This window comes from Limimonas halophila (assembly GCF_900100655.1).
Classification (GTDB): Bacteria; Pseudomonadota; Alphaproteobacteria; order Kiloniellales; family Rhodovibrionaceae; genus Limimonas; species Limimonas halophila.
Window position 1 is genome coordinate 1 of the sequence record NZ_FNCE01000019.1, and the last position, 21,348, is coordinate 21,348.

General features: G+C 72.1%; 25 protein-coding genes. 4 read left to right on the forward strand and 21 right to left on the reverse strand.

Going from position 1 to position 21,348, the window contains the following annotated elements; all coding sequences use genetic code 11:
- The first annotated feature begins 12 nt into the window (after window positions 1–12).
- Window positions 13–147 (forward strand): hypothetical protein, encoded by a 135-nt coding sequence (locus tag BLQ43_RS14495; RefSeq protein WP_437123486.1) that lies wholly within the window; start codon window positions 13–15, stop codon window positions 145–147.
- Between the two features lie 204 nt (window positions 148–351).
- Here the strand turns inward: BLQ43_RS14495 and BLQ43_RS13715 are convergent, their stop codons facing one another.
- From BLQ43_RS13715 to BLQ43_RS13805, 19 genes are all read right to left on the reverse strand, one after another.
- Complete coding sequence (locus BLQ43_RS13715; protein WP_090022359.1) at window positions 352–1,245, reverse strand: TIGR01459 family HAD-type hydrolase; 894 nt, start codon at window positions 1,243–1,245, stop codon at window positions 352–354.
- Between the two features lie 82 nt (window positions 1,246–1,327).
- Window positions 1,328–2,182, reverse strand: coding sequence for a PAS domain-containing protein (locus BLQ43_RS13720; RefSeq protein WP_176758694.1), 855 nt, complete (start codon window positions 2,180–2,182; stop codon window positions 1,328–1,330).
- 193 nt (window positions 2,183–2,375) lie between these two features.
- The gene (locus BLQ43_RS13725) at window positions 2,376–3,437 is read right to left on the reverse strand and encodes a quinone-dependent dihydroorotate dehydrogenase (RefSeq protein ID WP_090022367.1); all 1,062 of its coding nucleotides are present in this window, start codon (window positions 3,435–3,437) and stop codon (window positions 2,376–2,378) included.
- Between the two features lie 56 nt (window positions 3,438–3,493).
- Entirely contained in the window at window positions 3,494–3,859 is a 366-nt protein-coding gene (locus BLQ43_RS14700) for a cell wall hydrolase (protein ID WP_090022370.1), read from the reverse strand.
- A gap of 619 nt (window positions 3,860–4,478) precedes the next feature.
- Window positions 4,479–5,957 (reverse strand): phage terminase large subunit, encoded by a 1,479-nt coding sequence (gene terL / locus BLQ43_RS13735; RefSeq protein ID WP_090022373.1) that lies wholly within the window; start codon window positions 5,955–5,957, stop codon window positions 4,479–4,481.
- Window positions 5,954–6,331, reverse strand: a complete 378-nt coding sequence (locus tag BLQ43_RS14770; protein ID WP_090022376.1) for a hypothetical protein — start codon at window positions 6,329–6,331, stop codon at window positions 5,954–5,956. The genes terL and BLQ43_RS14770 overlap by 4 nt, the downstream gene beginning before the upstream one ends.
- Before the next feature lie 13 nt (window positions 6,332–6,344).
- Window positions 6,345–8,162: a hypothetical protein gene (locus tag BLQ43_RS13745; protein ID WP_090022381.1), complete on the reverse strand. Its 1,818-nt coding sequence runs from the start codon at window positions 8,160–8,162 to the stop codon at window positions 6,345–6,347.
- Between the two features lie 133 nt (window positions 8,163–8,295).
- A complete protein-coding gene (locus BLQ43_RS13750) occupies window positions 8,296–8,757 on the reverse strand; it encodes a hypothetical protein (protein ID WP_090022384.1) in 462 nt (153 codons plus the stop codon).
- Complete coding sequence (locus BLQ43_RS13755; RefSeq protein ID WP_090022388.1) at window positions 8,757–10,661, reverse strand: phage tail protein; 1,905 nt, start codon at window positions 10,659–10,661, stop codon at window positions 8,757–8,759. Before BLQ43_RS13755 ends, BLQ43_RS13750 begins: the two co-directional genes overlap by 1 nt.
- 137 nt (window positions 10,662–10,798) lie before the next feature.
- Window positions 10,799–11,368, reverse strand: a complete 570-nt coding sequence (locus BLQ43_RS13760; protein WP_090022391.1) for a phage connector family protein — start codon at window positions 11,366–11,368, stop codon at window positions 10,799–10,801.
- 383 nt (window positions 11,369–11,751) lie between these two features.
- Window positions 11,752–12,021, reverse strand: a complete 270-nt coding sequence (locus BLQ43_RS13765; RefSeq protein WP_090022395.1) for a hypothetical protein — start codon at window positions 12,019–12,021, stop codon at window positions 11,752–11,754.
- Between the two features lie 4 nt (window positions 12,022–12,025).
- The gene (locus BLQ43_RS13770; protein WP_090022399.1) at window positions 12,026–12,850 is read right to left on the reverse strand and encodes a phage capsid protein; all 825 of its coding nucleotides are present in this window, start codon (window positions 12,848–12,850) and stop codon (window positions 12,026–12,028) included.
- Window positions 12,851–12,985: 135 nt separating this feature from the next.
- Complete coding sequence (locus BLQ43_RS13775) at window positions 12,986–13,225, reverse strand: hypothetical protein (RefSeq protein ID WP_090022403.1); 240 nt, start codon at window positions 13,223–13,225, stop codon at window positions 12,986–12,988.
- 8 nt (window positions 13,226–13,233) lie between these two features.
- Complete coding sequence (locus BLQ43_RS13780) at window positions 13,234–13,992, reverse strand: capsid assembly protein (protein ID WP_090022407.1); 759 nt, start codon at window positions 13,990–13,992, stop codon at window positions 13,234–13,236.
- A 21-nt stretch (window positions 13,993–14,013) separates the two neighbouring features.
- Window positions 14,014–14,235: a Bbp19 family protein gene (locus BLQ43_RS13785; protein ID WP_176758696.1), complete on the reverse strand. Its 222-nt coding sequence runs from the start codon at window positions 14,233–14,235 to the stop codon at window positions 14,014–14,016.
- Window positions 14,228–15,814: a portal protein gene (locus BLQ43_RS13790; protein WP_090022412.1), complete on the reverse strand. Its 1,587-nt coding sequence runs from the start codon at window positions 15,812–15,814 to the stop codon at window positions 14,228–14,230. The genes BLQ43_RS13785 and BLQ43_RS13790 overlap by 8 nt, the downstream gene beginning before the upstream one ends.
- A gap of 3 nt (window positions 15,815–15,817) precedes the next feature.
- On the reverse strand, window positions 15,818–16,504 hold the full coding sequence (locus tag BLQ43_RS13795) for a hypothetical protein (protein ID WP_090022416.1): 687 nt from the start codon (window positions 16,502–16,504) through the stop codon (window positions 15,818–15,820).
- 110 nt (window positions 16,505–16,614) lie between these two features.
- Window positions 16,615–17,031: a hypothetical protein gene (locus BLQ43_RS13800; protein ID WP_090022424.1), complete on the reverse strand. Its 417-nt coding sequence runs from the start codon at window positions 17,029–17,031 to the stop codon at window positions 16,615–16,617.
- Window positions 17,031–17,399, reverse strand: a complete 369-nt coding sequence (locus tag BLQ43_RS13805; RefSeq protein ID WP_090022428.1) for a hypothetical protein — start codon at window positions 17,397–17,399, stop codon at window positions 17,031–17,033. The genes BLQ43_RS13800 and BLQ43_RS13805 overlap by 1 nt, the downstream gene beginning before the upstream one ends.
- A gap of 148 nt (window positions 17,400–17,547) precedes the next feature.
- Here BLQ43_RS13805 and BLQ43_RS13810 point away from each other — a divergent pair, with 148 nt between their 5' ends.
- On the forward strand, window positions 17,548–18,180 hold the full coding sequence (locus tag BLQ43_RS13810; RefSeq protein ID WP_090022433.1) for a S24 family peptidase: 633 nt from the start codon (window positions 17,548–17,550) through the stop codon (window positions 18,178–18,180).
- A 291-nt stretch (window positions 18,181–18,471) separates the two neighbouring features.
- On the opposite strand, the gene BLQ43_RS13815 is transcribed toward BLQ43_RS13810, so the two are convergent.
- Window positions 18,472–18,810 carry an endonuclease domain-containing protein gene (locus BLQ43_RS13815; protein WP_090022436.1) on the reverse strand — a complete coding sequence of 113 codons (339 nt, stop codon included), beginning with the start codon at window positions 18,808–18,810 and terminating at the stop codon, window positions 18,472–18,474.
- A gap of 144 nt (window positions 18,811–18,954) precedes the next feature.
- Between BLQ43_RS13815 and BLQ43_RS13820 the strand changes: the two genes are divergently transcribed.
- Window positions 18,955–19,293 carry a hypothetical protein gene (locus BLQ43_RS13820; protein WP_090022439.1) on the forward strand — a complete coding sequence of 113 codons (339 nt, stop codon included), beginning with the start codon at window positions 18,955–18,957 and terminating at the stop codon, window positions 19,291–19,293.
- Here the strand turns inward: BLQ43_RS13820 and BLQ43_RS13825 are convergent.
- The gene (locus BLQ43_RS13825; protein WP_090022443.1) at window positions 19,260–20,219 is read right to left on the reverse strand and encodes a calcium/sodium antiporter; all 960 of its coding nucleotides are present in this window, start codon (window positions 20,217–20,219) and stop codon (window positions 19,260–19,262) included. The genes BLQ43_RS13820 and BLQ43_RS13825 overlap by 34 nt on opposite strands.
- Before the next feature lie 157 nt (window positions 20,220–20,376).
- On the opposite strand from BLQ43_RS13825, the gene BLQ43_RS13830 reads away from it, so the two are divergent.
- Window positions 20,377–20,769, forward strand: coding sequence for a hypothetical protein (locus BLQ43_RS13830; RefSeq protein WP_090022447.1), 393 nt, complete (start codon window positions 20,377–20,379; stop codon window positions 20,767–20,769).
- Window positions 20,770–21,348: the final 579 nt, after the last annotated feature.

The window sequence follows — 21,348 nt, forward strand, 5'->3', positions numbered from 1 at the left end:
CACCGCATCGCCATGAGCTTCCTGGTGCTCGGGCTCGCCAGCCGCCACGGCACGGCGATCGACGACGCCGGGGCGATCGCCACCTCCTTCCCCGGCTTTGCGGAGCTGATGCAGCGCGCCAGGGCGGGCATCGCCGCCGCCGGTTAGAGCAGATCGCCGTAAAGCAGAATCACGCGAGTGATTCTGCTTGCTCGTGCGTGGACAGCCACACGGCTACCACGCCGAAGGGCGTGGGACTGACGTGTCCCGCGCCGCAGGCGCGGAATCTGCTCGCACAGGAAAGACAGGAACCTAGCGTGAGGTTTCCGGCCTTCTCGGCAGACACGATTTCACGCACGATGCTCTAAGGTGTCACCACCGGAACGCCGGGATGGCGGCGCTGGGCCAGATGCCCTTGGCGTCGCACAGGCGGGCCAGGGCCTCGGGCGCGGGTGCCTCGCCCATGCGCACGCCCAGATCGCCGGCGTGGATGCCGCCCGTCACGAGCACGCCCGTGATGCCGGCGGCGGTGGCGCCCGCGATGTCGGTGGGCAGGCTGTCGCCCACGGCCATGACGCTGGCCGGGTCGGGGCTGCCCAGCATCTCGAAGCAGGTGCGGTAGATGCCGGGGGTGGGCTTGCCGTGGTAGCGCACCGCCCCGCCCAACTCTTCGTAGCGCTGGGCGAGGGCGCCGGCGCACATCTCCTCGGCCTCGCCGCGCATCACCACCACGTCCGGGTTGGCGCAGATGAGCGGCAGCCCGCGTTGGGCGGCGCGCGTGAGGAAGGGCTCCCACGGCGCCAGGCCCTTTTCCGGCTCCGGCGGGCCGGTGACGAGCAGGAACTCGGCGACCTCGACGTCGTGCACCAGCTCCACGTCCAGGCCCTCGCGGATGTCGTGATCGCGCTCGGGGCCGATGTGGTACATGCGCCGGCCCAGGTGGCGGTACCAGGCGTCGGGCCGCTCGCGCAGGTGCTCGTGCACGTCCTGGCCCGAGGACATCAGCAGGTCGTAAAGGTCGTCCGTGAGCCCCAGGCGGCGCATCTGCTGGCGGATGGTCGCCACCCCGCGCGGGGCGTTGGAGAGCACGAGGATCTGCTTTCCCGCCGCGCGCAGGCGGCGCAGCGTGTCCACGGCGTGGGCATAGGCGTGCACGCCGTCGTGCAGCACGCCCCAGAGGTCCAGGATGAGGTGATCGTAGCAGCCGGCGAGCTCGGCGAGACCGTTGTGGATGGGCGGCGCCGTCGGGGGCTTTTGGGCGGTCATGGGCGGTCCGGCTCTCGGTGGCGCGGGTGCGGCTCGGCTGTGTGCCACAGGCGCGCGTCCGCTCCAAGCGCTAGCCGGCCGGTCAGCCGCCGCCGTCGCAGTCCAGTTGCTCGCGCAGTTCGGCCAGGATGTCGCTCGCCTGGACGCGCTGGTCCAGCGGCATCTCGGCGAAGGCGGCCACGATGTCGTGCATGGGGTCGTCGGCCAGCATGCTCTCGCCGGCTTCGGTGATCTCGATGGGCCCGCGGAAGGCGTGCTTGACGAGATAGCCCTTGTTCACCAACGACGACACCGTGCTGGAGGCCGTGCCCATCGTCACCTGATGCTGGCGCGCGAAGGCGGTCAGGTTGCGCGCGCCCTCGTGCGCGCGGGCGAAGTAGCGCAGGGCGGCCCACTGCGAGGGCGGCATGCCGCGCCGGTAGCTCAGGTTGGTGACGCAGCGCAGGATGTTCTCCACGCCCGTCGCCGCCGCGCGCGGATCGTCGCGGGCGATCACCGCTTCGCGGTCGGTGTAGATCGGTTCTTCGAACGCGACATAAATCGGCCCGCCGCTGCTGGCGTCGGCGGCCTGCGTCACCCGGGTGGCATGGATGGAGACCTGATAGGGAGAGCCGTCCTGGCGGTAGTTCACCAGCTGCGTCGTCGCCCGGCCCTTTTCCCGCAGGGTTTCCACAAAGGCGTGCGCGGCCTCCCGGTCCGTCTCCGGGCCCTGGAGCATCTCCGGCGTGCCGCCCACGATGTCGTCGCGCGTGTAGCCGCACATCTCGGCGAAGGCCGTGTTGCAGGCCACCACCTGCGGATGAGGCGGCGCCGTGGTCGCGATCGCCGGAACCCGCACGCTGTCCACCAGCGCCGCGCCGTCCAGCGCGCCGTCCGAATGGTGCGCCACCAGCTCACAGAGCTGACGCGCTTGCCCTGTGTTGACCGTCCCGCTCATCGCGCGCCTCCGCGCAATTGTTTGGTAACAAAAAGTTTGCATTGCGTGTATTTCAAGATCAACCAACAGGTCAATCGCCGGCTCGTACGTTAGAGGGAGCGGGGTCGGATTGAAAGGTTCGAACCGGATTGACCCGGTACAGGATCAAAGCCACCGCATGGGAACCTGCTGCGCACACCCGGGCCGAGAATCGTCAGGCATCGGCCCCAACGGCGGCGGCAATCGACTCGAAGCCGTCGGCGCGCAGGCGGGCGGCGAGGTCGGATGCAATCGACGGCACCAGTGCGGGCCCGTGGTAGATCAGGGCGGTGTAGAGCTGCACCAGGCTGGCCCCGGCGCGGATCTTGGCGTAGGCGTCGGCGCCGCTGGCGATGCCGCCCACGCCGACGATGGGCACCTGCCCTTCGGTGAGCGCGTACATCGTCTTGAGCACGTGGGTGGACAGCTCGAACAGCGGCCGCCCGCTGAGCCCGCCGCGCTCGGTGCGGTAGCCGCCGCGCAGCGCCTTGGGCCGGCTGGTGGTGGTGTTGCCGACGATCAGGCCGTCGACGTGCTGGGCGAAGACGACGCTGGCGATGTCGGCCATCGCCGCCATCTCCAGGTCGGGCGCGACCTTGAGCAGCAGCGGCGGCGCGCCCTCGGGGCAGGCCGCGTCCATGGCCTCGCGCACGCGGGCGATCAGGTGGCCCAGCTTGTCCGCCCCCTGAAGGTCGCGCAGCCCCGGTGTGTTGGGTGAGGAGACGTTGATCGTGACGTAGTCGGCGTAGGGCGCGAGCGCGCCCGCCGCCCAGGCGTATTCCGTGGGCGCGTCCACGCGGTCGCGGTTCTTGCCCACGTTGACGCCCACGGGGCCCGCGACGCCGCGGCTGTGCAGGGCGGCCAGGCGGTCGCGCACCACCGCCACGCCCGCGCTGTTGAAGCCCAGGCGGTTGATGACGGCGTCGTCCTCCGGCAGCCGAAAGACGCGCGGGCGCGCGTTGCCGGGCTGCGGGCGCGGGGTGACGGTGCCCACCTCGACGAAGCCGAAGCCCTGCTGGAACAGCCCGTCCACCGCCTCGGCGTTCTTGTCGAACCCGGCGGCGAGCCCGATGGGGTTCGAAAAATCGATGCCCCAGATGTGCTGGCGCAGAATGGGGTCGGTTGTCGGCGCGTGGGCCGGCGCCAGGCCCCAGCGCAGCGCGCGCAGCGTCAGGGCGTGCGCGCGTTCGGGCTCCAGGTGGCGGAGCAGCGGCCCCAGGGCGCTGTACAGATCCATGACTCCCCTCGCGCGGCGGGCGACCGGCGCCCTGATACCCGGGCGCGACGGGGCAATCAAGAGTGCTGCGATCCGGTTTCGCCGCCCGCCGACCCGGCCGGATCGTAGAACAGCATCTCCCCCACCTGGGCCACCGGACGCTCGGCGCGCGCCCAGGCCGGGCTTTCGCCCGCCTCGTGGTAGGCGGTGGCGCCGTCGATCCCGTCCGCCCGCCGGGTGGCGAGCGCGCGCCGGGCGATGCGCCGGCACATCGCGGCGAGGCGGTCGCCGGTCGGCGGCGGGTCGGCCTCGGGCAGCTCGCGGGTGCGGCGCACGCGGTTGGCCTCGGCGGCGGCGACCGCCTCCAGCGTGCGCACGGCGTGGTCGCCGTGGGCGTAGAGCCGCCCGGCGACGCGTTCGCTCAGCTCGGGGGCGGCGGTCATGTCCACCTCCGCGTTGTCAGGCGATCCAGCAGGCGGGCGATGCGCAGGCCGCGCAGCAGGCGGCGCGGCTGCGGCACGGGAACGAGTGGGTCGTGGATGGCCGCGGCTGTCATCGTGGCTGTCCTCCTTTGTCGTTGCAGGCGTGGAACGAAAAAGCCCCCCGTGCCGTGGCGGCACGGGGGGCTTTCTTGGCGGGAAGTTGCTGGGGGTGTCGGACACGGACATCACCCCCACCCGGATGGCTGGCGCCATCCGACCTCCCCCTCTTCGCCGAAGAGGGGGAGGTGATCCGCCGGGGCGCTCCCGGTTCCCTCGATCGGGTGGCCGGGACCGCTGAAGGGGGCGTCTGGCCGCGCCGTGAACCACCTCCCCCTCTTCCATTCAGGAAGAGGGGGAGGTCGATCGCCGCAAGGCGATCGGGTGGGGGTGATGGGGGCGCCCGGTGCAGGTTCCCCGCGATCTCGGGGGTTGGCGACCACCGGATCGGGTAACCAGAACGGGTAACCGGAACGGGGTCCGGTGGCATGGATGGGCGGGATTGCCCGGTTGAACACGCAGTCGCTGGCCGAAGGCCAGCGAGCGGGCAATGACGTGTGGGGGAGCTGCGTCGCTGCTCCGCTCACACGCTGAAGCGGCCGTGGACGGCGCCGCCGTGGCCGGGCCACGACCGGCGGCCCACGGGCGGGTGGCGCGGCAGGCGCACGGGTTCGCTGGCGAGCGCGCCGGCCACCGCATCCAGGCCGTCGTCGCGCTGGCCCGAGGCTTCGGGCCGCCATTCGCGCATCTCGCGCACGAAGGGCGTGTCGCGGACGCTGGCGTGGGCGTAGAGCACGCCCGCCGCGAGCGGTGCGTCGAAGGCTTCCAGGATGCGCGTGGCCTTGGGGCGGCGGCTGGCGATCTCGGTGACGGCGCAGGGCACGCCCATGCGCGCCAGCTCGCGCCGCAGCAGCCCCGGCAGGAAGCGGCCGACGCCGTTGGTCTCCAGCGCGATCGACGGCAGGTAGAGGTCGCGCGCGAAGGCCGCCGCCTGCCGGCAGAGCTGGGTGGCCTCGTCCACCTCCGCCGCGCGCGCCGGGTCGTGGGTCAGGTAGGCGATGCGGTGCAGGTGGTAGCGCCCCGCGTCGTCGACGAAGACGGCGGCGATGACGCTGGAATCCCCGCCCGTGGGCGCGCCGTAGGCGGGGTCCCACCAGCAGCTCGCCGAGACCAGCCGCCGGCCCATGAGCGAGAGCACGGCCTGCTGGTTGCCCTCCTGGTAGGCCAGCTCGGCCTCGTAGGGCACGAGGCGGTCGGGATCGAGGCGGCTCTCCGCCACGTTCACCGGCTGGAGCTGCATCTGGCTGGCGAACTTGTTCGGCCCCGAGCGCCGGCGCATGGCGGCGATCTGCTCGGGCGGGTAGCGCTCCGGCCACGCCGAGCGGCCTTCCTCGTCCAGCAGCGGGATCTCCAGGCGCGCGAAACCCGCGAGGAAGGGTTCGTGCTCGCCCACCTCCGGCCGCGGCTCGCGCGCGTAGATGGTGTAGTAGGTGTGCGGCGTGCCGGCGTAGAGCTGCACCCCGCCCGGCGTGAGCACGTAGTCCAGCTCCGCCAGGCGGCGCCGCAGCTCGGCGCGCTTTTCGCCCGTGTCGGCGGTGTTGGGCACCTCCACGTCGTCGCCGATGACGACGTCGGCGCGGCAGCCCGTGATGTTGCCGGTCGCGCCCTGGCCGAGCACCGAGGGATCGCGCAGCTCCGAGGGGCGGGCGACGGTGAAGCGGTCGCTCGCCCACTGGCGCGCGCGCTCGGGCCGCAGCGCCGCCAGGAAGGCGTGCTGCTCCACGATCGCCTTGACGTTGCGCACCATCTTCACCGCGAGCGCCTGGTCCGCCGCCAGGACGAGGATGCGCCGGTCGGGGTCGCGGCCGAGCAGCCACGCCGCGAAGAGGCCCAGGATCGTGGACTTGCCGGCGCTGCGGAACGCCATCAGCAGCAGCTCGCGCTCGCCGCGGCGCCAGCGCTCGGCCAGCCAGTCGGCGATGCGCAGGTGCAGGCGCGGCGTGCTCGCGCCCTGCTGGCGGTACCAGAGCCAGACGAACTCCGGAAAGCCGGGGACGCTCACGCCCGCAGGCGATGCACCGCCGCCCGCGCCGCCCGCAGCATCCCCGCCGGATCGGCCGGTTCCGCCGCCGCGTCCGTGTCCGCTTCGCCGGGCGCGTCGCTGGGCTCGGTTGCCGGCGGCGCCAGATTGCGCGCGAGGCGCAGCAAGGTTTCCAGATGCGTGAGCGCGGTTTTCGCCGCCTGCTGCTGGGCCGTCTGTTCCTTGGGCTGTTCCGCCGGTTCCACCGTGGCCGCCGCCGTGTAGGTGGCGAGCGCGTGGCGGATCAGCCCCGGCAGCGCCGTCGCCACGTCCGACCGCGCGGTGGCGATCGCCGCCGGCGTGTCCGCTTGGGGATCGTCGCCGTCCGGCGGTTCCGCGTTGGATGCATGCTGCATGCATCGTCACTCCTCATCCTGTGAGCGCGGTCATCTGCGCGTCGCTGAGGACGCGGTTGTAGACGGCGATGCGCGTGATCTGCCCGGTCCAGTAGCCGCCCGCGTGGAAGCTGCCCAGGCGCATCAGCGTGGGCGTGGCGGGGGCGGCGATCGTGTCCGCCGCTTCCTTGCTGCCGTCGGCGAAAAGGCGGCGGTCGCCGGTGCCGAAGGTGAAGCCGAGCGTGTGCGTTTCCCCGTCCGCCCAGCCGTCGATCAGGCCCGAGACGATGCTCTGGCTGGTGCCGCCCGCCTTGGCGAACAGCAGCGCGCGCGTGTTGGCGCCGTTCCAGAAGAGGTTGTGGCGGTCGGGCTCGTCGTTCTCCAGCGTCAGCAGGCGCTGGGCGTCGCTCGTGGAGACGCGCGGCAGGTGCGCCTGCACCACCACCGATCCGCCGTCGCCGTTGAGCCAGCCCAGGTTGGTGACGTGGACGTCGTCGGCCGCGCGCGTGGCCGTGCCGCCCGAGGGCGTGGCGATCAGGCTCGTGGGAAGCGTTCCGGCCTCGCACTGAAAGGCCGTGACCGCGCCGCTGACGGCGAAGGTGACGTCCGCCTGGGCGTCCAGCGTGAAGGTGAGGGGCGCGCCCTCGCTCACCGTGCCCGTGGCGCCGCCGGAGAGGTCGACGCTGCCGCTGCCGACCAGCGAGACGGTGTAGGTGCCGGCGGCGAGCGTGCGCGTCTGGTCGGCGGGATTGAAGCTGTCGTGCAGCAGGTTGGTGCGCTCCGGCTCCACCAGCGCGCCCAGGGGCGCCCCGGTGGCCGGGTCGTGGTCCAGGCGCAGGGTGTCCGCGCCGGCCGTGCGGATGGCGCCGTCCGGGGCGCGGTAGGTGCCCTCGCTGGCGCGCGTGACCGAGAGGTGGTCCAGGCCCAGCTCGTTGGGGAAGTCGAGCGCGAAGGCGGGGACCGCCGCCACCGAGGGCACGGCCAGCCCCCAGCGCGTGCGCTGGATGGCGAGGTCGGCGCGTGTGCGTTCACTTGGCAGCTCCGCCGCCGCCTTCTTGGCCCAGTGGTGGGCGGAGAACTCGCCGCTGGCGACCTCGACATCCTCGGCTTCCTCCGCCCAGGCGTGGGCCGTGCTCGCGCTGTCCGCCGCATCCGTGGCGGATTGCGCGGCGTTCGTGGCGCTGGTGTCGGCGGCGCTGGCGGAATCGGCCGCGTTGGCGGCGTCGGTGTCGGCGTTGGATGCCGAGGTGCTGGCGCTGTCCGCGCTGCTCTGGGCGTTGCTGGCGGACGTGGCCGCCGCGTCGGCGCTGTTGGCGGCGTCCGTGGCCGACTGCTCGGCTTCGTCCGCCTTGGCGATGGCCGTTTCCGCGCGCTGCTTGAGGTCCGGCAGCGCGGTGACGGCGCCGTTGGCGTCGAAGGCGAGCACGCTGGACGCGCGGGCCGCCGTGTCGGGAAGCACGAGGTCGGGCCCGTCGACGTCGAAGGGCGCGCGGCGCACGGCCGTGTCGGCGCGCACGCCGAGGTCCTGGAGCATCATCGTCAGGCGGTCCAGCTCGGCGTTGATGGCGCTGGCGCGGAAGGCGCCGCCGGCGACGAAGTCGGTGGTGCGTGCGATCGTCACCGCGCGGTGGATGGTGATGCGCGTGTCGGCCGCGGGCGCGCTGTCGAAGGTGACGGTGCCGCCGTCGGACTGCCCCACGCCGGAGACGGTGTGGCTGGTGGGCGGGGCGCCGTCGTCGAAGGTGACCACGAGGTCGGCGGCGTCCGTGATGGCGAAGGGAAAGGTGAAGTCGGTTTGGCTGCCGTCCGCCACGTACTGGACGAACGGCCGGGTGTCCTCGACCGTGAGCATGGTTCGGGTCCGTTGTCGGGTGGGTCCGCGTTTTGACGGGGACTATCCGGGGGATCAGAGAGCGGGACGCATGGCCTCATTCCGTCTTTCTCCTGAAGGAGAAAGGACCCTGGCGAGATTCCGCTGCTACGAATTACCGGGCTTGCAACTGGCGTTGCAGGCCGATGGAGGCGCGGCGGCGTTCGCGGGCGACGTCGAGGAGGTTGCGGCGGCGGTCGGCGTCGATCCGGTCGAGCTGCTGCTGGGTTTCGCGGTTGTCGAAGGTCTGCTCCCGTTCGGCGTCCTGGCGGTTGTCGTCGCGGATGGCCTCGGCGGTGCCGCTGCCGGCGGTGTTGTTGGCGGCCGAGCGCACGCGGGCGCGCGCCTGTTCGGCTTCCAGCTCTTCCCGGCGCTGGGCCTGGCGGCGCTCGCGCTCCAGCAGGGTGCTTTCCTCGCGGCGCTCGGCTTCGTTGAGGATGTCCTCGACACGGGGGTCTTCGTCGATCGGGGGCGGCTGGACCACCACGGGACGCTGCTGGCCCGTGGCCTGGCTCTGGGAGATGAGGTCGGCGCCCTCGCTGATGATCGTGGGTACGGCGGATTGGAGACCGGCCATCAGTCGTTCACCTTCGTTTCGGTGGTGGCGCTGAGCAGGGTGAAGGGCACGGGCGCGTCGCCAACGATGCGCCAGAGCGGCTTCGTGCCGTTGTCCTGCCAGCCCAGCGCGCGCACGTGCTGATCGCCCGTTACGGGGGTGACGGGCATGTTGAGCAGGTTGTCGTCGTAGGCGTGGAAGGGGACGGGTTCGGGCCCGGCGCCGGTGTCGACGCGCAGCTCCGCGGTGTCGCGCAGGCGGAAGGCGGCCTCGATCAGGCGCACGCGCACGGTGTAGCCGGTGCCCAGCGCCGAGCGCGCCAGCGGCGGCATGGGCGCGACGACGTGGGTGTAGGGCAGGCCCGCCTCGATCTCAGCCACCGCTTCGTCGAGCACGATCTGTCCGTCCTCGACCGTCTGGCGGGCGCGCACGTGGCCGTCGGCGACCACGGCGACCGTTTCGCCTTCGAGATGATCCAGGCCCGTCCAGGTGTCGGTGGGCGTGTCGCGCTCGCCGGTGAGGGCGGAATCCGTGTTCAGCCCCGCCTCGAAGACCTCCAGCAGGTGGGTGAGACCGCGCTCGACCAGCATGTAGACGAAGTCGCGCACGACGGCGACGGCCTTCACGGTCCCCTGCGTCTCGTGCCGGGTCCAGGCGGTGACGCGCTCGTCGCGGAACTGCGTGAGCGTGGCCCAGGTGCCGTCGCCGAGAACCGCGTAGAGCAGGCGGTTGGACTCGTCGAAGGCGATGTCGATCACGTCCGTGACCATGTGGTCGGCGAGCAGCGTCAGGTCGTTGGTCTCGAAGCCGCGTCCCGCCTCGGTGACGACGAACTCGCGCAGGCTGTCGCCGGTCCAGGACACGAAGACGCTGGCGCCGTCCACGCGCCGCGGCGGGACGAAGCGGTCGCCGCGCGAGCCCACCTCGGTCTGGCGGCGCACCTGGGCGGATTCTGGGGTGAGGGGGTCGCCCGTGACCACCCACTCGCCGCCGCTGGTGAAGATCTGCAGCTCCGCCATGGAGAGCAGGCCGCGGATCGCGTTCACCTGATCCGACAGCAGCGAGAAGTGGATGGCCTCGTCGGGCAGGCCCTCGTCGAGGTCGAAGTTGAAGATGTCCGAGGTCTGCGACAGCCAGATGTGGTTGGGCAGGTCGCGCGAGCCGCCGAGCACCAGGCGGTTCTGGTGGAAGCCGACCACCCCCGGCCAGCCGCGCACGTTGGAGAACGCGGCCTCCGTCCAGTCGCGCGTGCCGTCGGCGCTGTCCAGCGGGATGGTGACGTCGGCCTCGACCTCGGTGGCCGAGGTGATCGTCTGCGGGCGGAACTCGCCGCCGCGCATGCGGAAGGCGACGCCGACATGGTCGCTTTCGAACAGCGGCGCGGAGGCGGTGACCGTGATCGTGCCGTCGGTGCCGGAGGGCTCCAGCGTCACCGCGCGGTCGGCGAACTTGTGGTGCGGGATCTGCTGGTGGAAGCCGTCGTTGGAGAATTCCATGGGGTCGATGGACCACGCGCCCGCGCCGGTGCGCGTGACCAGCTGGGTGCGCATCTCCGGGTGGGCGACGAAGAGGGTGTCGGCGCTTTGCACCCAGGTCAGCTCGAAGAGGATGCTGCGCCACCACGGCGCCTGGATGTCGCCCGCGATCAGCTCGCCGTCCTGGTAGACGTCGAGGCGGAAGTCGCTGAGCACCAGCAGGTAGATCTGCTGGGTGTTGAACTCGAAGCTGAGCAGGCGCGCCGGCCCCGGCATCTCCGCCAGGAAGTGCAGCCCGGCCCGGCGCGAGACGCCGCCCGTGGGATGCAGGACCACGTTGGTCAGCTCGGTGGCCCCGTTCTCCCAGGCGCGCAGGTCGCCGCGGCCGAGCAGCTGCGGGGTCACTTCGCCGGCGGTGAAGTTGGTCTTGGCGGTGTACTGGCGGGTCACGTGTATGAGGCCCCTTATGCAACCCCGCCCTCTCTGCGGTGCGGGTATCCCCGCACCGCGTCTCCCCCTCCCCTTCACTGAAGGGGAGGGGGAGATCGAGAGGGGTGGGGATGTGGATTGCGACCTTTGAATCCCGATCAGCCCCGGACGGCGGTGAGCGGGAAGGTTTCCAGGCTGGGTGGCACGCCCTGCTGCGCCTCGACGCGCTGGGCGCGCGTCACCTCGCGGTCGGCGCGCTCGGCCAGCATCTCGGCGCGCGAGGTGCTTTCCGTGATCGGCAGCGCCAGCTCGGCGGCGAGGCGGGCGACCAGCGCCTGGGTGACGAAGGGCGGGATCTCGCTTTCGCGCGGCCGGAAGACGTGGGTGAGGATCACGGCCTCGGCGTCGGCGTGCAGCGTGCGCCCGACGATGCGGTAGCGCGCGCCCTCCCCGCGGCCGTCGCGCCCGGCGGCGAGCGCGCGCAGGAAGTCGGCGGGGAGCTGGAAGGCGTGGGCGAAGTCGGCGACGGGCGGCTCGGCCAGGCGCGGCAGGCGCGTCTGGCGGGTGGCGAAGCTCCACGGGTGCGACGACAGCACGGCGTCGCGCACGCCGGGGTAGAGCTCGCGGCAGACGCGGGCTTCCATGCCCGCCTCGTCGAGGCTGGCGATGGGGCGCGCGCCCAGCATGACGAGCGCGCGCGTGCAGATGGCGGCGGCGGACTCGGCCATTGGCGGGGGCTCCGAGGTTGGTGGCGGGATACCGGGACGGGGTCCGCGGCTGTGGGGCGGCCCGAAAAACCCGGACGGGACCCGCGGCTGTGGGACGGCCTGAAAAAGAAAAACCGGGACGGCTGCGGGGCGTGGGCGCAGAAAAGAGGGCCGCCGAGGTGACCTCGGCGGCCCAGCGAGCCGGGGACGGACGGGGCACGGGGGGTACCCCTTGGCTCACGGGTGACGGTCGCGACACGCGGCGTGACGAACAGCGCCGCGGGCCGGCGATCGCACAGGGGACGGAGAGGCCGGGCCGGCGGATGGGGGTCGCCGCGCGGCCCGTATCCCCTGGACTCAGGTTACGCGATTCCGGCGCGAAGGCGATTCATCCATTGGATGTATCACCCGTCGGTGGGTTGAGTGCCTGCCGTCAGGTCGCGCACGCGCACGCCCTCCTCGCCGCTCGTGCGCACGGCGAGCAGCGCGGTGTCCGCGTCCCCGTCGGCGTCCAGGTTGGCGACCAGGACGTCGCCCACGCGCAGCATCTCGCAGGCGGCGTCGAAGTAGCCGTCGGCCGTGGCGGCGGCGCCCGTGTCCTCGGTGATGTAGTGCCAGAGCGTGAAGCCGTTGGCGTAGGCGAGCACGCTCAAGTTGCGCGCGCGGAAGGCCATGGCGTCACTCCGCGGCCAGCATCGTGGCCATGCCCTTCTCGTCGATCAGGCAGGCGCCCTGGGACATCATGTTGTTGACGAAGTGCGCGGCGCGGTCGCCGTGCCAGGTGATGTCGGTCTGCACCTCGGCGCCGGCGGCGTGGCCCACGGCGGACTTGTGGTACCAGTGGCAGATGCGGTTGCCGCTGCCGTCCAGGCTCAGGCCCGAGTGCGGGATCCACAGCGCGCCCAGCCAGCGCTTGGCCTGGGTGCCCTTCCACGGCAGGTCCTCCTGGCCGACGTAGTCGGCGTTGGCGAACTCGGGGATGGCGAGCAGGTCGGACCACTGCTTCCAACCGATGACGGCGTAGCGCTCGCCGTCGTCGGGAACGTCGTTGGCGCCGAGGCGCTCGAAGGCGGCCAGCACCTTGTCCTTGGTCAGCCCGCCCGTAGAGCCGCCGACGGTGGCGTTGCTGCTGGCGCTGTCGAGGGCGTTGATGATGAGCTGATCGGTCTTGCGGCCCAGCGCGTAGGCGCCCGCGTTGGCGACCACCATGCGCTCGTCGATGTTGACCTTCAGCTCGTCCAGCTTGTCGATCCAGTCGCCGGCGTAATAGTCGGTGAGGGTGCACTCGACGTTGCTGTGGTCGAGCGTCATGGGCGCGACCGGATCGTGGCGCGTCTTCGTGGTCGCCGCGCCCTGGCCGACCTTCTGGAAGACGGTGGTGGCGCCCTGGATGTTGGACTTGCTGCGCACCGTGGCGCGCAGCTTGGAGCCCTGGCGCTGGTAGGCCTGGTGCACCTCCGACTGGAAGTGCTTGATGAATGCCTTGTCGATGGATTGCGACATGGCTCGCTCGCTCTCTCGCTTGGGGGTCGGGAACCCGGACGGATGCGATGGCCGCGCGGCCACCGCCGCGGCGGCGCGGCGGGGGTCCGTCGGGACGCCCCGCGCCTCAGCATCCGTCCGGGTTGTTCTCGGGAATCAGGTGACGGCGACCGGGTTGGCGGTCTCGATCCACACGCGGGCGCCGCAGCGAAGCGGCGCATCCGGACGGTAGACCACGCGCGCGGCCTCGTTGCCGTCGCGGTCGTGGATGACGACCTCGTGGCCGTAGTGGTTGGCGCGGCCGCGCTTGACCGTGATCACGGGCTCGCGCGTGCCCTCGCGGTGGTTGCGGCGGATGCGGTGCTGGTTGATGTGAACGTAGGCGGTTGCCCGCATGGCGGCGGTCAGCCCTGCTGCGGGAAGAGGCGCTGGAAGCCCTGCTGGACGCGCTTGACCGTGGCCGGGTCGCGGTCGCGCCAGTAGCGCGGGTCGGCCATGAGGCGGCGCAGCTCGTCCTCGCTCTCGCCCTGGGCGCCGTCGCCGCCCTGGCGGGTCATGCCGGGCTCGCCGCTGGTCATCATGCGGTGCATCGTCATCACGCCCTCGAAGGTCGTGGACAGCGCCTCGAAGACCTCGCGCGGCAGGTGGGAGCGGCCCCAGGTGGCGAGCTGGTCGGCGACCTCGCGCCAGGCGTCCTCGCCGCCGAACTGCTCGATCAGGCGCTCCTGCTGGCGGTCGGCCTCGAACTCGCGGGCCATGCCCTCGATGGCGGGCAGCATGCGCTCGGCAGCCAGGTCGTAGACGAGCTGGGCCTGCCGGTCGGTGAAGCCCTCGCCGTGCAGGGCGCGGTTCACCTCGGGGTCCGGCTGCACCATGGGGTGCGGCGGCTCGATGGGGTAGTCCTCGGGCCGGCTCGGGATGCGGCCGCGATTCATCCCGCCATTCATGGCGGGATCCATGCCGTCCTCGCCGGGCCGGCGGGCGACGTCGGGCATGGCGTCGGGCGCCGCGCCCAGGCCGGCGAGCTGCTGCTGAATCTCGCGCACGGCCTGAACCACGGCGTCGAGGCGCTGGTCGCCCGACCCGTTATCCGCGCGGCGCGCGCGCTGACCGCCGCGCTCACCCCGGCGGCCGAGCATCTGCTTGAGAAGGTTCTGGTCCATGATGGTGTGGTTCCCTGTCGCTCAGGGGTGGGTGCTGCCGCGCTCGACGAGCGCGGCGATCCGGGTGACGAGCTGACGCTGGCCTTCCAGGTGGCGCAGGGCGGCATCGTCCGCTTCGGGGCCGAGCGCGCGCTCGAGCGTCAGGCGCCGCAGGTGCGCCAGCGCCATCGCGCCCTCGGGCCCGGCGAAGCAGCGGGCGAAGGCGCGCTCGATGCGCACGCGGTCGGGGGCCTCGTCAGCCATCGGCCACGCGCCCCGTGGGCGAGGTCGCGGTCCCTTGCGCCGCCTCGGACGCGGCCGGGCGCTCGCGCGGGGCGTCGGCTTCGGCCTGCTGCTGGCGCTGGACGCGCCGCTCAGTGATCGCGGCATCCGAGCGCATCAGCTCATCGGGCACGCCCAGCGTGCGCCCCAGCCAGCGCGCGGTTTCGGGGATGTCGACGGCGTCCAGCCCGGCCTGGCCGACCTGCGCCACGCGCTCGATCCAGGCGACGGTGTTGGCGACGTCCTTGCGCGCCTGCACCTGCGCCAGGGGCGAGCGGTGCTGCAGCTCGACGAAGCGGCCGTCGAGGCTGAACGGCTCGACCTCCCCGCGCCGCGCCAGGACGGCCAGCGCCCGCTGGATCAGTGGGGTCAGCAGCTCCGCCTGCAGGCGGCCGTAGGTGGCGCCGAGCACGCGCGTCACTTCCGCCGAGCGCTCCAGCACCTCGGTCGCCGTCACGTCCGTGCGGCTGCCCGCGCCCAGCTGGTCCACCAGCATCGCCGAGCGGATGCGCTGGCGCAGGTCGCTGAGCACGAGGTCGGAGACGTCGAAGCTGCCCGGCGTTTGCAAGGGCTGGAGGCCGTTGGAGCCCATCGCCTTGGGGATGATCGTCCCGGGCGCGAGCTGGATCGAGGCGGGGTTGAGCACGCCGTCGTCGTCCGCCTGCCAGATGCCGCTGACGGCGATGGAGGCGTTCTTGAGCGTCAGCTCCACGACCTTGTTGGCGGTCTTGATGTCGGGCAGCGCCCGCATCACCGGCGAGCGGCCGTAGGTCTCGCCCGGCGCCTTCATCCAGCGGAAGGCGATGAAGGGCGATTGCGCGAAGCGCCCCGAGGCGAGCTGGATCGGCTCGCCGCCGTCCATCGCGCGGTCGAGCACGGCCATGTAGCTGTAGGCGTGGCCGTCAGGGATCACCGCCTCGACGACGCTGTGGCGCGTGTCGTCGCCGCGGCCCTCGGCGGCCTCCGCCAGCGTCGGCGGCAGCGCGTCCGCGCCGTAGCGGGCGGCGAGCTGGTCCGGCGTCATGCTGGTGGCGCGGAAGACGACGTCGAGCTGGCCGTGCGGGCCCTCGTCCAGCACCGCCTCGCGCATTGGCACGGCGGTGAAGCGGAACGCGCTGCGCGCGCCCACCGGCGCCTCCTCGAACAGCAGGCAGGCGGTGCCCACGGTGACGAGGTCCAGGTAGCACTGGTGCAGCTCGGTCGCGAGGTTGGAGCGGTCGAGGTGGCCCTGCACCACCGTCTCCGCCGTGGCGAGGCGCGGGGTGAGCGCCTCGCGGTCGGCCGCGTCCAGCGCCGCGCCGGGCGTGAGCCCGAACCAGCGCGACCACGGTGGCGTCAGCTCCGCCAGCAGGCTGGCGGCGAGCTGCTCGGCGGCGTCGCCGGCCGTGGCGTCGAACAGGCGCTCGTGGCGCTGGCCGCCCGGCTCGGCCATGCCCACGCCCGCCGCGCGCTGCGGCAGGGTGTGGTCGACGCAGTCCTGCCAGTGCGATTCCCAGGCGCCGCGGCGCTCCTTGGCGCGCTGGAAGCGGGTCAGGACGGTTTGCGGATCGAGCTCGCTCACGGCTTACACCCCCAGGAGGTTCTTGCGCGTCGGGCCGTCGAAGCGCTCGGCGAGGATTCCGGTGGTGCCGGTGACGACGGTTTCGCGGATGCCGGTGTTGCGCCGGCCCGGCGGCAGGCTGGTGCCCAGGCGGTCGTTCCGCTCGCTGCGGGACTGGCCGGACCCCTCGCCGCGCGATTGCTGGCCGTCGCCGCCGCTGGAGCGGCCGGTTCCATCCGACGTGCCGCCGCCGGCGCCGGACCCGGCGCGGGAGCGGTCGTTCCGGCCGCCCCCCGAGCGGGAACCGCCGGAACCGCCGGTGCTGGTGTTGCCGCTCCCCCGGGAGCCGCCGCCGGCGTCGGCGGTACCGCCGTTGCCGCCGAGGCCCAGCGAGGGGCGGCCGGTGTCGCGTCGGCGCGCGGCGCTGCGGTCGATGTCGCCGTCGCGGGCGGCCGCCGTGCCGGGCACGGGGGTGCCGGACCCGCCGTCGTTGCCGCCGTTCGCGTTGTTGTCATCGTTGGAACGGTCCTCGGGCGGCGGCGGATCGGCGGCCGGCGGCGGGCTGCTGCCGCCACCGTTGCCGTTGGTGCCGTTGGTGCTGGTGCCGCCGTCGTCCGGCTGGCCGTTGGAGGGCTGCGACTGCCGCCCGCCGGAGGTGACGACCACCGGCTCCCGGGGCGGCGGCGCGGGGCTCGGTGTCAGGAATCCCATGCGCGCCGTCCTTTTTGCGTGAATCGAAAACGGCCACCGCCGGGTGGCGGTGGCCGCTGGATAGGCTTGTGGCGATTTCCCGGCCTGTATATTCACGTTCTGTTCTCGTGTCAAGGACAACGTTCCGCATATCCGCCTGGCGTCCGAAGATGGCGGTAGAGCTGCCACGGGGTCCACACCCGCCGCGCGCGGATGCCGAGCAGGCGTTTCAGCGCCTCGACGCACGTAAACGGCCCCCAGGGCGCGGGCCGGCGGCGCACCCGGCGCCGGGGCACGGCCACCACGGTGTGGCCGCGCGCGCGGAACCACGCGGCGAGGTCCTCAGCGGTGGCGGGCGGCAGGGCGCGGATGTCCGTGGCGTGGGAGAGCGGGTCGTAGAGAATCCAGCCGTGGCCGTCGTGCACGGCGGCGAAGCAGTGGCGGAAGCCCGGCTTGAGCACGCGCAGCCACCCCAGCTCGGCGCGCCCGGCGAAGATCACGAGGGCGGGCGGCGTCGCCGCGGCGGGACCCCCGGCCGCGGCGGCCATCACGCCACGATGCCCTTGGCGCGCAGGGCCGGGGCCAGGATGTCCAGCGCCTCCCGCCACAGCGTCGCGGCGCGGCGCTGGCGCGGCACGTCCGCGTCGGGGCGCGCCAGTTCCTGGCCGTAGCGGGCCAGCACCCGCAGGTGTTCGTGCGAGAGCGTGCGGCGGCGGTACAGCCGGTCCACCACCGCCATCACGTCCAGCGGCTCGCAGGGCCGGGGCGTGTCGCTCATGCCGCCGGCCAGGCGCGCGCCCTCCTGCTGGGCCGTGCGCGCCCGGACGAACCAGAACCAGGCTTCCTCGGCGTCGGTGAACGGCTCGCCGGCGAGCGCGTCCGCCGCCGGCTGCTCCATGGGCGCAGCCTGCGTCATGCGGGGCCTCCTCAAACACAGCTTTTCGGGAAGATGTTCGTGGTATGTTCTGCACGCCCAAAGGTAGCGGATTGTGGTCCGCGGTCAAGCGCAGAATTAGGTATACATTCCTGATGCTTTGGCCGGCCGTGTATCCGATTCTTTTCCCATGATCCGCCACCGCGACATCTGGCGCGCGCTCGACACGCTCGCCGAGCGCAGCGGCCTCTCCACCAGCGGGCTGGCCCGCAAGGCCGGGTTGGACGCCACGGCGTTCAACCGCTCCAAGCGCCTCACGGGCGACGGCACGCCGCGCTGGCCGAGCACCGAGTCGCTGGCCAAGGTGCTCAACGCCACGGGCGTCTCGATGGCGGAGTTCGTCGCGCTCATGGGGGAGGGGAACGCCCAGGCCCTGGGCCAGCGCATCCCCGTGATCGGCTACGCGCAGGCCGGCGAATCGGGGTATTTCGACGACGCCGGGATGCCGGTGGGCACCGGCTGGGACGAGGTGCTCTTCCCCGCGATCGGCGACCCCAACGCCTACGCGCTGGAGATCACGGGCGATTCCATGGCCCCCGCCTACCGCGACGGCACGGTGATCGTGGTCGCGCCCAACCAGGACATCCGCCGCCACGACCGCGTCGTCGCCAAGACGGTCGAGGGCGAGGTCATGGCGAAGGAGCTGAACCGCCGCAGCGCCCGCCGCGTCGAACTGGTCTCCATCAACCGCGATCACGACGACCGCGTGCTCGCCCCCGAGGAGTTGGCCTGGATGGCCCGCATCGTCTGGGCATCGCAGTGAGGGGCCCTGCCAACGCCAGCATTGCCCCTCCCTGTCCCTCCCCCTCAGGGGAGGGGACCCGGACGCGCCAGAACGACAGCCTTTTCACCTGATCGGACGACCGAGCTGCGCTGGGTGACGGCCGGCGTTTCGATGATGTCGAGGCACGATTGGGTGAGCCGTCCCCGACCCGTTCGTTTCCATGCCGCGGTTCGCTGTTTTCCCACGCGGCGTTGCGGGTTGGTTCCCTCCCCGCCGGGGAGGGACAGGGAGGGGCCGTGCCCGCAGCTTGCGAAATGTCCGGCTCAAGGCTCAGCTCGTGATCATGTGTCGCCGGATTGTCGCGACAACAGCCGCCGGGTCTTCGAGCACCTCGTTGTTCCAGAAGCGCAGCACGGTGAAGCCGCAGGCTTCGAGATACCGAGTGCGATGCGCATCGGCTTCGCGCTTCGCGGCGTGCTGCCCGCCGTCCACCTCAATGACGAGCCGATATGCATGGCACACGAAATCGACAACGTACGGGCCGATGGGCTGTTCACGCCTGAACTTGACGCCATCCACTTGGCGGCGACGCACGTGGCGCCAAAGCATCCGCCCGGCATCCGTGGTTCGACGGCGCTGTTTTCGAGCGCGACCCGTTTGGACGGCCATCGGCTTGCCACTGCCCTGCGTGTTCGGTCATCGGGACGCTCGCGCGCTGCCACCACACGCTGCAAACCCACGCATGTCTAGGCGCCCTGTCCTTTAGGAATTTTATCCTTGATTCTCGCGGTTCGACGATGTTGCCCTCGCGCCATGATGACGCGCGACGACCGCCACGCTCGCGATGGCCTGGAAAACCCCCGCCACGAACTGGAAAACCACGTCGACGGCGTGCTGCCCGAGGACGCGCGCGTGGCGCTGCGCCTGGGCGGGGCCGCCGGGCTGAACGCGGCGCTGGATGCCGGCCGCGCGCGCTGGCTCGACCGCCTCGCCCGCGATGCCGTGGCCGCCGTCGCCGCCGCGCGCGCCGCCCTCGCCAACGGGCAGGGCGCGGACCAGAAAGCCGCGCTCGACCGCGCCCGCGCGCGCCTCTGCGGCGTGCGCGCCGCGGCCCTGGGTTATCCCCGCACCCCGATCAGCACGCCCAGATAGCCGCCGTAGGCCAGCAAGAGCAGCGCGCCCTCCCACCGCGCCACGCCGGCCCGGCTCGCCGCCAGCGCCAGGAAGAGCGCGCTCACGCCCAGCATCAGCCAGACGTCCAGCCGCGCCACGCTCGCCGGCACGGCGATGGGCGCGATGGCGCCGGTCACGCCCAGAATCCCCAGCAGGTTGAAGGTGTTGCTGCCCAGGATGTTGCCCACGGCCACGTCGGTGTGGCCGCGCGCGGCCGCGATCGTGGACACCGCCAGCTCGGGCAGCGAGGTGCCCAGCGCCACCAGCGTCAGCCCGATCGCCGCCTCCGACAGCCCCGCGCCGCGCGCCACCGCGACCGCGCCCGTCACCAGCAGGTCCGCGCCCGCCACCACGCCCGCCAGCCCCAAGGCCGCCAGTGCCACGCCGGCCAGCAGCCGGTGCGGAATCGCCCGCGCGGCCGGCAGGTCCGCCGCCGCGTCGTGCGCCGCCGTCGGCCCTGCGCGGCGCTCGTGGCGGTAGGCCGCGATCAGGTAGGCCACCAGCGCCAGCACCAGCAGCGCGCCCATCCAGCGCGTTACCACGCCGGTCGCCAGCACCCCCGCGCACGCCAGCGAGGCGGCCAGCATCACCCCGCCGTCCCGCCACAGCGCCGTGCGCGCCACCGCGATCGGCGTCACCACCGCCGCCAGCCCGCCGATCAGCAGCAGGTTCGCGATGTTGGAGCCCACGACGTTGCCCACCGCGATGCCGGGTGCGCCCACGCGCGCCGCCTGCACGCTCGTCACCAGTTCCGGCAGCGAGGTTCCGAAGCCCACCAGCGTCAGCCCGATCAGCAATGGCGAAAGCCCGAGCTGCCGCGCCACCCCCGTCGATCCGTGCACGAACGCCTGCCCGCCCGCGAGCAGCACGGCCAACCCGGCCGTGACCGCCAACCACGTCGGCATCGCTCTCGCCTCCATCACCCGCACGGCGCGCGAGCATGCCAGCGCCCGGCCCGGCGCGCGAGAACCGGCGTTTGACCCAGACAGGTTAACTTCACGCTAACTCGGCGGGGCTAGCGTCCCGCCCGACCTGGCGGGGCGATGCAAGAAGGGGGCACGCATGGCGTCCCTGGACATGGACGGGCCGTACGCCTTCACGCGCGACGAGATCCACCGCGTGATGAAGCAGAGCGGCCCCGGCACCTTCGCGCTCGGCGAGCAGACCAAGGACGGCAAGTTCAAGGTCCGCTACGTCGGCCGCGACGACCGCGACGTCAAATCCGCGCTGCTCGACGCGCTGCGCAACGAAAAAAAGCCCGGGCTGCTCGACAAGCTCACGGGCCAGGGCGGCGGCAACGAGGTCTTCAAGGTCTCCCTCGCCGCCTCCGCCGACGCCGCCTTCGAAAAACAGTGCCGCAGCTACCACAAGTTCAATTCGCGCTCGCAGCTCGAAAACAAGGACCACCCCGAACCGCCCGCCGGCCAGTCCATGAAATGCCCCATCTGCCAATGAAACACAGCGTGTTAGCGCGCCTTTGGCGCGCGAGCTGAAGCTGTCCATCGCTTCTGTCACTCGACACCAGCGTAACGCTGCGATGAATGGGTCCTTCAAGCCAACGCACCCGTCGGGCTTCGGATTGGCGTAAACACGGGCGTGTTAGCGCGGCGCTGGCACGCGAGCTGAAGCTGGCAATCGCTTCTGTCAGTCGGACTGCGGCGTCGCACCGGATATTTTGGCGTCAATCACGGGAAACGTGCCAGTCCGGACCAGGGCAAAACGAGGTGGTGCGGCGAACACGCCCCGCGTGTCCGGGGCGTCGTTATACCCCGGTGATTATAGCCGCTCAGAATGTCGGCGCGATGGCGTCAGCCAGTCCCAGGCTGGCGGCTCGTCGCGGAGGCGCCGATGCCAGCATTCGGCCCTGGTGACGGTGCGGAATGCGACTGTTCCCAAGACAGCCGCCACCATCCGACTTTCTCGGGCGTCCATTGGCCTGATTGACGGAATCAAACACCCTTGTGTTTACCCGCCGACCCGAAGGCGGTTGGGTGTCCAGGCTTGAGGGACCCATTCATCTCGGCCCGACGCCGG

What these genes read in the sequence shown, in the direction of transcription:
- BLQ43_RS13715 (WP_090022359.1), bottom strand. Translation starts at nt 1,245, where the DNA reads ATGACCGCCCAAAAGCCCCCGACGGCGCCGCCCATCCACAACGGTCTC.
- BLQ43_RS13775 (WP_090022403.1), bottom strand. Translation starts at nt 13,225, where the DNA reads ATGCGGGCAACCGCCTACGTTCACATCAACCAGCACCGCATCCGCCGC.
- BLQ43_RS13750 (WP_090022384.1), bottom strand. Translation starts at nt 8,757, where the DNA reads ATGGCCGGTCTCCAATCCGCCGTACCCACGATCATCAGCGAGGGCGCC.
- BLQ43_RS13760 (WP_090022391.1), bottom strand. Translation starts at nt 11,368, where the DNA reads ATGGCCGAGTCCGCCGCCGCCATCTGCACGCGCGCGCTCGTCATGCTG.
- BLQ43_RS14700 (WP_090022370.1), bottom strand. Translation starts at nt 3,859, where the DNA reads ATGACCGCCGCCCCCGAGCTGAGCGAACGCGTCGCCGGGCGGCTCTAC.
- BLQ43_RS13795 (WP_090022416.1), bottom strand. Translation starts at nt 16,504, where the DNA reads ATGGGATTCCTGACACCGAGCCCCGCGCCGCCGCCCCGGGAGCCGGTG.
- BLQ43_RS13720 (WP_176758694.1), bottom strand. Translation starts at nt 2,182, where the DNA reads ATGAGCGGGACGGTCAACACAGGGCAAGCGCGTCAGCTCTGTGAGCTG.
- BLQ43_RS13815 (WP_090022436.1), bottom strand. Translation starts at nt 18,810, where the DNA reads ATGGCCGTCCAAACGGGTCGCGCTCGAAAACAGCGCCGTCGAACCACG.
- BLQ43_RS13820 (WP_090022439.1), top strand. Translation starts at nt 18,955, where the DNA reads ATGATGACGCGCGACGACCGCCACGCTCGCGATGGCCTGGAAAACCCC.
- BLQ43_RS14770 (WP_090022376.1), bottom strand. Translation starts at nt 6,331, where the DNA reads ATGCAGCATGCATCCAACGCGGAACCGCCGGACGGCGACGATCCCCAA.
- BLQ43_RS13745 (WP_090022381.1), bottom strand. Translation starts at nt 8,162, where the DNA reads ATGCTCACGGTCGAGGACACCCGGCCGTTCGTCCAGTACGTGGCGGAC.
- BLQ43_RS13785 (WP_176758696.1), bottom strand. Translation starts at nt 14,235, where the DNA reads ATGGCTGACGAGGCCCCCGACCGCGTGCGCATCGAGCGCGCCTTCGCC.
- BLQ43_RS13800 (WP_090022424.1), bottom strand. Translation starts at nt 17,031, where the DNA reads ATGGCCGCCGCGGCCGGGGGTCCCGCCGCGGCGACGCCGCCCGCCCTC.
- BLQ43_RS13805 (WP_090022428.1), bottom strand. Translation starts at nt 17,399, where the DNA reads ATGACGCAGGCTGCGCCCATGGAGCAGCCGGCGGCGGACGCGCTCGCC.
- BLQ43_RS13770 (WP_090022399.1), bottom strand. Translation starts at nt 12,850, where the DNA reads ATGTCGCAATCCATCGACAAGGCATTCATCAAGCACTTCCAGTCGGAG.
- BLQ43_RS13825 (WP_090022443.1), bottom strand. Translation starts at nt 20,219, where the DNA reads ATGCCGACGTGGTTGGCGGTCACGGCCGGGTTGGCCGTGCTGCTCGCG.
- BLQ43_RS13830 (WP_090022447.1), top strand. Translation starts at nt 20,377, where the DNA reads ATGGCGTCCCTGGACATGGACGGGCCGTACGCCTTCACGCGCGACGAG.
- BLQ43_RS13725 (WP_090022367.1), bottom strand. Translation starts at nt 3,437, where the DNA reads ATGGATCTGTACAGCGCCCTGGGGCCGCTGCTCCGCCACCTGGAGCCC.
- BLQ43_RS14495 (WP_437123486.1), top strand. Translation starts at nt 13, where the DNA reads ATGAGCTTCCTGGTGCTCGGGCTCGCCAGCCGCCACGGCACGGCGATC.
- BLQ43_RS13780 (WP_090022407.1), bottom strand. Translation starts at nt 13,992, where the DNA reads ATGGACCAGAACCTTCTCAAGCAGATGCTCGGCCGCCGGGGTGAGCGC.
- BLQ43_RS13765 (WP_090022395.1), bottom strand. Translation starts at nt 12,021, where the DNA reads ATGGCCTTCCGCGCGCGCAACTTGAGCGTGCTCGCCTACGCCAACGGC.
- BLQ43_RS13810 (WP_090022433.1), top strand. Translation starts at nt 17,548, where the DNA reads ATGATCCGCCACCGCGACATCTGGCGCGCGCTCGACACGCTCGCCGAG.